Origin of the sequence: Methylomonas sp. LWB, assembly GCF_001856095.1 — a bacterium.
GTDB classification, from domain to species: Bacteria; Pseudomonadota; Gammaproteobacteria; order Methylococcales; family Methylomonadaceae; genus Methylomonas; species Methylomonas koyamae_A.
Window position 1 is genome coordinate 1 of sequence record NZ_MKMC01000046.1, and the last position, 8670, is coordinate 8670.

The 8670-nt window shown below is 49.2% G+C and carries 7 protein-coding genes and 1 pseudogene; 1 reads left to right on the forward strand and 7 read right to left on the reverse strand.

Annotated features, from left to right (window positions below):
- Both BJL95_RS17930 and BJL95_RS24815 read right to left on the reverse strand, forming a co-directional pair.
- Positions 1–1544 (reverse strand): RHS repeat protein (locus BJL95_RS17930; RefSeq protein ID WP_139306309.1); only part of this gene is annotated, 1544 nt, incomplete at its 3' end.
- Positions 1545–2174: 630 nt separating this feature from the next.
- Positions 2175–2408 (reverse strand): hypothetical protein, encoded by a 234-nt coding sequence (locus BJL95_RS24815; protein ID WP_139306310.1) that lies wholly within the window; start codon positions 2406–2408, stop codon positions 2175–2177.
- A 203-nt stretch (positions 2409–2611) separates the two neighbouring features.
- Between BJL95_RS24815 and BJL95_RS17940 the strand changes: the two are divergent.
- Positions 2612–3971, forward strand: a pseudogene (locus tag BJL95_RS17940) (IS1380 family transposase).
- A gap of 405 nt (positions 3972–4376) precedes the next feature.
- Here the strand turns inward: BJL95_RS17940 and BJL95_RS24180 are convergent.
- The 5 genes from BJL95_RS24180 to BJL95_RS17955 all read right to left on the reverse strand — a co-directional run.
- Positions 4377–4754, reverse strand: coding sequence for a tlde1 domain-containing protein (locus tag BJL95_RS24180; RefSeq protein WP_083386147.1), 378 nt, complete (start codon positions 4752–4754; stop codon positions 4377–4379).
- 226 nt (positions 4755–4980) lie between these two features.
- Positions 4981–5391, reverse strand: a complete 411-nt coding sequence (locus tag BJL95_RS17945; RefSeq protein ID WP_139306311.1) for a hypothetical protein — start codon at positions 5389–5391, stop codon at positions 4981–4983.
- Between the two features lie 4 nt (positions 5392–5395).
- On the reverse strand, positions 5396–5824 hold the full coding sequence (locus tag BJL95_RS24820) for a hypothetical protein (protein WP_139306312.1): 429 nt from the start codon (positions 5822–5824) through the stop codon (positions 5396–5398).
- Positions 5825–5953: 129 nt separating this feature from the next.
- Positions 5954–6529 (reverse strand): hypothetical protein, encoded by a 576-nt coding sequence (locus BJL95_RS17950; RefSeq protein ID WP_071159939.1) that lies wholly within the window; start codon positions 6527–6529, stop codon positions 5954–5956.
- A gap of 1 nt (position 6530) precedes the next feature.
- On the reverse strand, positions 6531–8670 hold a 2140-nt coding region (locus BJL95_RS17955), incomplete at its 5' end, for a DUF5675 family protein (RefSeq protein WP_139306313.1).

The following is an 8670-nucleotide window of genomic DNA, read 5'->3' on the forward strand; positions in this document are numbered from 1 at the left end:
TTGCCGTAGGCATCGTAATCGAACGAAGCGACCGTCGCCCCGGTATTCATCAACTGCACGTCACGCACCGAGCCTAAATGGTCTCGGGCATAATAAAGCCGCACATTGCCCGCAGTTCTGACCTCCCCTTCGGGATAATAACGCCGTGCCACCGAGTCCGTGGCTGAGCGGGCTTGACACAGAGTGTCGCCGCACCACAGATAGCGCATAACCGATGGCGCCATCACACCGTTACTGGATGTGATCGAAATCCGCCGGTCCAAACCGTCGTACGCGAACTGGTAATAGAAGCCCGGTTGTCCGGTCAACGCGACTTTGACCAGACGATTTTCCGCATCCCAGGCATAGTTACGCACGCCGTCGTTGGTGAGGTTGCCGTTGGCGTCGTAGGTATTGCTTTGGGTGTTGACGGCAGTGGCTTGATTCAAGCCATTGACCGCGATCGAGTTATTGCCTTTCGGCGTGTCAATGCCGGTCAGGTTGTCGCCAGCGTCATAGGCGTAGCGGTATTGATCGCCGCTGGAGACATCCACCGAGGTCAGTCGGTCTGCATCGTCATAGCCATAGGTATAGTCTTTGGCGGCCCAGTTTCCGCTTAAGGTCGTGGTTTCGTTGATTTGGCTGATCCGATTTTCCGGCGTGGTGACATAGCCGTAGCTACGCGCGGCGCCGATATGTTGGATGCCCAATAAACGCCGGTCGTTCTGGTTGTCATCGTACTCCAAAGTCGCGCCAACCTTGCCGGTGCTGTCTTGCAGAGCGGTCAATTGACCGGTTTCGCCGAGATAGGTTTGGGCAAAATTACCCAACGGGTTGTTGTGATTGATCAAACGGCCCAGCGCATCGTAACCGAACGTTTCGCTACTGGCATCCACGGTACGTTTCACTATCCGGCCCAATTCGTCGTACTGGTAAGCGAGGGTGTCGTTGTTAAAAGGACCGTCTGTTTGGCTCAGTTTTAGTGCGCCTAATTGGCCAATAGCCCGATATTGGTACTGCGTGGTGCCGGTGCCGTCGGTCATCGACGCCACTCTAGGGAACCAAGGATCGTAGCTAAAACTGACGTTCGGCGTGGTATTGACTGCATTGCTGTAAGTCAGCGCCGTCGGTTTATCGTCCTTGGCATAGGTGAAGGTTTTCTTTTGACCCAGCGCGTCAGTCACCGATTTGAGTCGGCTAGTCGTCGCTTCATAGGCAAACGTGGTTTGTTTGCCGTCGGCATAGGTTTTAGCCGTGACCCGACTTTGAATGTCGCGGCTCCAGCTGGTGACGTTGCCGTTGCCGTCGGTCAGGCTTTTTAAGGTTTGATTAGGGAAGTAGCCATACTGCGTTTGATGTCCTAACGGATCGGTTTCGGCAACCAAATTGCGCACCGCATCGTAGCTGTAATGCGTGACGCGGCCTTCGCGGTCGGTCACCGACACCTTGTCGAGCTTGTCCCAGGTGGTGGTTTGCGTGGTGCCGTCCGGATAGGTGATTTTAACCAGGCGGTCGAAGTCGTCGAAAAGTAACCTGACCCCTTTTCTGCGCGGGTCAGTTATCACGAAAAACAATAATATTGGTTAATACAACATCCGTAAAAGTTGAGTCTGCAAAGTGCTCATGTTCCCAAGAATCGTCGTCTTCCATTTCCTTAGCACGCTTCAAAAGAAAACTCGCAACTGCTTTTAGTGTTTGGGGGTCTGCTTGAAGAGTAACCTCGGACAGTCTAAAAAGCTGGTTGTGATCCCCTTAAATGTAGCCGAAAACCTTCATGTTAATTCTCCATGTCGTTAGCTATTAGGACAGTTTGGATACTGGGGGGAACAAAACGGCGCGCCTGGATCAATGAGGCACGGATCAATCAATAAGGGGAATCCCGGAATTTTAAATCCTTTCCCTCTCAAAAAATCTTATGCTTTCTTGTTCAGATTATCCAGACTCCCTTTTCCTTTGTGACTCTGTGAGCCATCCTGATTAACCACAGCTTCGCCTTTCGGAGTTTGAACATGTGCATGTTCTTGCTGTCCGGGAACGTGAGGATTATCAATCCGAACGGTTGTGCCACCACCAAGATCAGTAGGCTGGCCAGAACTGGCAAGTCCTTCAGGATCGATGAGGTTAACCGGATTATTCTCAACATAGGTGTATATGTTTGGTCGCGTCGTCGTACACGCATCTATTACGCCATAGTGTCAATCCATTGTCGGTGGCGGATAATAAATTGTTTTTTGCAGAATTTGCTTAGTTTCATTGCCAATCAATGCTCTTTGGATAAGAGAATTCTTATTAAATGTTATCTCTACAGTGTAACTTTCTGAAGCATCCCCACCGACTATGCTTAGCACAAATTGGCCTTTCTTTTTCTGATATAAGGTTACTTCACTTATATCCGCCAAATCAGAATAAACAGAGCGTGGCACAAACAATGAAGCATCATTAACAAAAAACTCAACTAAATCAATCGCTGAACATGGAAAACGACTATATGTGCAGGTATTGAATATTTTAAAAGGACGTTCGCCACTAGGTTTTCCTATATCTACCCTTAATCCGTGCTGGCAGCCGGAAAAACATGCCTAATTCACTGATAACTAATGGATAATATGTTTTTTTCTTTTCACTCGAACCGATGAAACCTCGCTTCAAATTGAAAGCCTCGAACAAAACCCTGACCTCGTATGTTGGCTTGGCGTTGATTGGGCAATGCTTCGACATTATCAACATTGAAGCGGTGGTGGATGGGCGAATCCCGGTGTCGCAGGGCATCAAGACCTCGGATGTCGTGAAAGCGGCGGCGGGGCTGCTCAGTTTGGGCAAGAGCGATTTCGAGGCGATCGAACCGTTTCGGGACGACCGATTTTTCAAGCGGGCGCTGAACATTGGCAAAGTACCAGGCAGCGTCTGGCTGCGACAGCGGCTGGATCGCGTCGGTAGCGCGTTACTCGATTCCCTGGATGAGCTGTCGGTCCGCCTCATCGAACGGGCTGCGGCACCGATCACGGCGCACAAAGGCTATGTCTGCCTGGATATGGACACCTTCGTCATGGATCAAAGCGGCAGCAAAAAGGAAGAGGTCGGCCGCACTTACCAGGGGGTGGACGGTTATACACCCGTTGCGGCCTATCTGGGTAACGAAGGCTGGTGCGTCGGGTTGGAATTACGGCCGGGCCGTTGGCATTCGTCGCTAGAGGCCGAGTATTTGGTTGTTTCCGCGCGTCGAGCGGTTGGTGGCGCCTGAGCAAGCGCTACTCCTGCGTAAGGACTCGGGTTTCGACAGCGCCAAGTTGTTGTTTACCGTGGACGATGAACGCCGGCGCTGGGCTGCGTTGGGCCGATCGTTCGACTATCTGATCAAATGGAATCCGCGCCGCCAGGACAAAGAGGCTTGGGTCGCGCAAGCCGAAGCCCAGGGCGCCTTCACCGAGAAACGCCCGGGCAAGCGCGAAGCGCTGTGGTCGCTGGACATCGAGCGCCAGTTCGGCAAACAAAGCCGCCGTTTCCGTTTGGTGGTGCGGGTCATCGAGCTCACCACTAATAAACACGGCCAAGTGCTACTGCTGCCGGACATCGAATTGGAAGGCTGGTGGACCAGTCTCGATGATCCGGAAGCCAAGGTGATCGAGCGCTACCGCGATCACGGCACCCATGAACAGTTTCATTCCGAGTTTAAAACCGACCTCGATTTGGAGCGCCTGCCGTCCGGCAAGTTCGACACCAACGATGCGATCCTGCGACTGGGCATGCTGGCCTATAACAGTTTGCGCCTGATCGGCCAACTGGGCTTGCTGGGCGACCTTGCCCCCATTCGACATCCGGCTAAACGGCGCAGATTTCGCACCGTGTTGCAGGAAATCATGTACCGGGCGGCGCAAGTGGTTCACAAGGCCCGACAATGGTGGTTGGATTTAGGCCAGGGTTCAAAGGTGGCGAAAGTTTTCGAATTTTTGCAACAGCGTCTGGTGCTGCAAGCGCGTTGCGCGCCGAGCTAAACTCTACGGCACACGCCGACCGGTTGTTGTTCAGCCACCGATGATGGTGGCTCGGCCAGTTTTGTTCAAAAACTCCGATTTCGGGGTAAAACTTAGAAAAATACAACTGCCGCCGGCAAATTTGGCGCTAGCGATACGGTTTGATGAGCTAAAAATCAGGCCTGACTCGATCTAGCCGCAAAAAAATGCCCTAATTGGGCTGCAGGACTGGTATTGGCAAGTGGGAACACGGATTCAGGTCTACTTCATGAGTCGTAAATTTAATTAATATATGATTCTTGCCAAAAATCTCGGATAAATCAGTCGTACCCTTAGAATTTATTCTTACGGGTTCGATTGATGGTGAGGCGCTACAAACCATTACATTGAACAGAAAGGCGATTAAAAAAACAAAAATTCTATTTTTCATGGCACAACCCTTAGAACATTGTCTCCACTATTTCCAATAATATCGCGATTTGCCTTTGGCAAAATGATGCATCCTTGCGATGAACTCTGCGTACTCATATTGCCACCATGAATTAAAAAACCACTTCGCCCGAACATATTGTTTGAAGGGTATGGGGTTAAACGCATTGAGGCCGGCAATTGAACCCCTGTTCCAGTTACATTGTTTTGTTGAGGTTCAATTGTATATGCACCTTGTGGAAGTGGACCGCCATTGGAATTTTGCCCAGTTCCCGGCACATTTTGATAGTCTGGATTATTAAGACCTAAATTATGTCCAGCATAACCATCGCCATCAGGAGTAGTTGCACCAGATTGATTATCAATATGAGTCATTTGTCCGGTGGATTGAGAGTAAACCCAATCTAAGCCAAGAGGATCGATATAACTTAGCGGATTATTACCAACATAGGTGTATATGATTACCCCTGACGCGCTTCCGTCATAGTTTAGTCCATTTTCGCTAGATGCGATGCGGGCTTGCGGGGTAAAAACGAAGACACGGCTCCTGGTTTTGGTAAAAAAATTTTCTAGACGCGCATTTTGACAACGACTTAAGACATCAAGGTCTGCGGAATATCTTATCCAACAAGGCTGTAGATTTCTGCTTAGAGAATATTTGTAATTGCGATATTTCCTCTGGAGTACTGAACAAAGCTATCACTTTTTCCCAAAGCTGCTGAAGTAAACTTGCCAGAAGCCTTGGTTCCGGTGGGGCGCCAAGCTGCGATTGGGTGTTTATGCAGTCCAGGAACTCAAGCACATATTCGAGCTTGTACCACCCAAATATATTGTTGCCTACGTCAATAAAAACTTGTCCACGATCCCGCTCAAAGCGAAGAGAGAATTGGGTACCTGTCATTACCAATACTGCATTACCAAACTCTTGAGGTTTATATTCGCTTTCCCCCGGTACAAAACCCTTATCTAAAATAAAAGCGAAGGCAGGAGCAATATCAATTAAATTAGTCATAGGCTCACTGTCTGATGAGTTTGGTTCCATCTGCGCTAGGTGCGTAACCTTTGCTAGCAAGATATTCAAGTTCGCTAGCATAGTAGCTTCCGGGCCGTACATTTTCTAAAGGCGTAGCCAAGATAATGTCATCCCCACGAGAGACCATACGATCAAGGAATTTCTGATTTGCTGCCCAGCGCTCTGCATCAGACATCGTGTTCCAAACTGATTCGGGGATGTTGAAACGACGAGCGCCAATGTTGTCAGCAAGTTGTTTGTATGCAGGGTAATGGCCGAGAACGGTCATACCCTTTGCAGCCTGTGCCCCTCGTCCAGCAGGACAAAACCCTAATGCAGTTCCAACCGCCCTTGCAGCACCATTAAGAAAAGCCATTGGCCCATTGGCTTCAGGAAATCCCGCTTGCACAATGGCCGACTCTGCGGGTGTCATTTGCCCATCAGGAAAGGTAACTAATCTCTGCCCGACAGCATAAGTACGATCAAGCCCAAGAGGATCGATATAACTTAGCGGATTATTACCAACATAGGTGTAGGTATTAATGCCCCCTTTAAAGTCAGTCTACTTTGCTTGATCAGCTTTTATTTTTTCAAAGTCCTGTAGTCTATTTTCTAATGATGCTGATATGGCAGTCGTAGTTTCATTTAGAGCTGATTTCTTCTTGATTTTACTAAGCAAATCAATGCGATGCTTAATTACAGCAATCTGTGCATCAAGATCATCAACCAAGTCGATTGGAGTCATCGTAACCATATAGCGTAAATTCTGCTCGTCAATAGCATTGTTTTTTATCGTCATCAAAAACAACTTAGGTTCTTTTTCAAAAAATAAACCAGTGCTACGAAAAAAATCTTCTTGATCACCAGTTCCAATACATTTGAAAATTAAAACTCCGGTTCGCAATGCAAATGAATTTCCTTTCTGAACAAGGTTAAGCAATTGTTTCAATTGAGAGTTATTTGGCAAATTTACTTGGTTACATTGTGCGGTCATATTTGCAACCAAGGGATTTATTTTAAGAAAAGCATTTTTGTTCGGATTGGATAGAAAATTATCCCAAACTGAACCATGAGCAATCTCATTCGAGTAAGTGTTTAATGATGTAATAAGCAAGAAAAACATTAAAAATATTTTCATTTTATTGCCCCGGTGTTTGTGCTGATGTTGCGCCATTGACAATAACAGTAATATTTCCCGTTCCATCGGCAGAAATTATGTTATTGATTTGATTCATTGCATTACCGCTACCACCAACAAAATTTGGTGAAGTAGATGTTCCTGCTGCAAAGCACCCTACAACATCGTTAGAGGTATTTCCTTTATGTATTTGAACCCCGGATGCCTGTGGAACATTGTTTAACTGTATTCTGTTAGGCGTGTAATCAGTTCTGACGAACGCTGAGTATGTTCCTGGCGGAACAGGTAAGTTTTGATTTGGTGGCGCAGCATTCTCCAGTGTGTTACCAGAGAAAGTTTGATTTGTAACCGTACTTGAAACATCAATTGTCCCAACAATTGATGTTGGCGTGTAGGTCGTCCTATTTATATTAATTGTTACGTCAAGACCGAGCGGATCGATATAGCGAAGAGGGTTATTCCGAACATAGGTGTATAGATTAACGCCCCCGTTTTCAGCAATCGGGTCCCGCGATACCCATCGCCCGACATTGGGATCATAAGCGCGGTAATTGGTTAGATGCAACCCAACACCCTGGATGTTAAACATCCCGGCATACAGAAAATCTGGCGTAATTCTCGCCATGCTTTGGATCGGTTTGCCGTAGGCATCGTAATCGAACGAAGCGACCGTCGCCCCGGTATTCATCAACTGCACGTCACGCACCGAGCCTAAATGGTCTCGGGCATAATAAAGCCGCACATTGCCCGCAGTTCTGACCTCCCCTTCGGGATAATAACGCCGTGCCACCGAGTCCGTGGCTGAGCGGGCTTGACACAGAGTGTCGCCGCACCACAGATAGCGCATAACCGATGGCGCCATCACACCGTTACTGGATGTGATCGAAATCCGCCGGTCCAAACCGTCGTACGCGAACTGGTAATAGAAGCCCGGTTGTCCGGTCAACGCGACTTTGACCAGACGATTTTCCGCATCCCAGGCATAGTTACGCACGCCGTCGTTGGTGAGGTTGCCGTTGGCGTCGTAGGTATTGCTTTGGGTGTTGACGGCAGTGGCTTGATTCAAGCCATTGACCGCGATCGAGTTATTGCCTTTCGGCGTGTCAATGCCGGTCAGGTTGTCGCCAGCGTCATAGGCGTAGCGGTATTGATCGCCGCTGGAGACATCCACCGAGGTCAGTCGGTCTGCATCGTCATAGCCATAGGTATAGTCTTTGGCGGCCCAGTTTCCGCTTAAGGTCGTGGTTTCGTTGATTTGGCTGATCCGATTTTCCGGCGTGGTGACATAGCCGTAGCTACGCGCGGCGCCGATATGTTGGATGCCCAATAAACGCCGGTCGTTCTGGTTGTCATCGTACTCCAAAGTCGCGCCAACCTTGCCGGTGCTGTCTTGCAGAGCGGTCAATTGACCGGTTTCGCCGAGATAGGTTTGGGCAAAATTACCCAACGGGTTGTTGTGATTGATCAAACGGCCCAGCGCATCGTAACCGAACGTTTCGCTACTGGCATCCACGGTACGTTTCACTATCCGGCCCAATTCGTCGTACTGGTAAGCGAGGGTGTCGTTGTTAAAAGGACCGTCTGTTTGGCTCAGTTTTAGTGCGCCTAATTGGCCAATAGCCCGATATTGGTACTGCGTGGTGCCGGTGCCGTCGGTCATCGACGCCACTCTAGGGAACCAAGGATCGTAGCTAAAACTGACGTTCGGCGTGGTATTGACTGCATTGCTGTAAGTCAGCGCCGTCGGTTTATCGTCCTTGGCATAGGTGAAGGTTTTCTTTTGACCCAGCGCGTCAGTCACCGATTTGAGTCGGCTAGTCGTCGCTTCATAGGCAAACGTGGTTTGTTTGCCGTCGGCATAGGTTTTAGCCGTGACCCGACTTTGAATGTCGCGGCTCCAGCTGGTGACGTTGCCGTTGCCGTCGGTCAGGCTTTTTAAGGTTTGATTAGGGAAGTAGCCATACTGCGTTTGATGTCCTAACGGATCGGTTTCGGCAACCAAATTGCGCACCGCATCGTAGCTGTAATGCGTGACGCGGCCTTCGCGGTCGGTCACCGACACCTTGTCGAGCTTGTCCCAGGTGGTGGTTTGCGTGGTGCCGTCCGGATAGGTGATTTTAACCAGGCGGTCGAAGTCGTCG